This is a genomic window from Corallococcus sicarius, from assembly GCF_003611735.1.
Lineage (GTDB): Bacteria > Myxococcota > Myxococcia > Myxococcales > Myxococcaceae > Corallococcus > Corallococcus sicarius.
Genome location: NZ_RAWG01000802.1, coordinates 1 through 239, shown reverse-complemented (window position 1 = coordinate 239; position 239 = coordinate 1). Strand labels below are relative to the sequence as shown.

General features: G+C 66.5%; 1 protein-coding gene. It reads left to right on the top strand.

The genetic code is table 11. The annotated features are described in order from the left end of the window. Positions 1–239, top strand: a 239-nt coding sequence (locus D7X12_RS42215; RefSeq protein WP_147444048.1) for a condensation domain-containing protein, incomplete at both ends; no start/stop codon positions are given.

Genomic DNA, 239 nt, shown 5'->3' with positions numbered 1-239 from the left:
CCCATCGCGGGCCGCACCCGCGCGGAGACGGAAGGACTCATCGGCTTCTTCGTCAACACGCTCGTGCTTCGGGCGAAGGTGGAGGACGGTCAGTCGTTCCGCGCCCTGCTTCGCCAGGTGCGCGGCACGGTGCTCGAAGCGTACGAGCATCAGGATGTGCCGTTCGAGAAGCTCGTGGAGGTGCTGCATCCCACGCGCAGCCTCAGCCACACGCCCCTCTTCCAGACGTTGCTGACGCT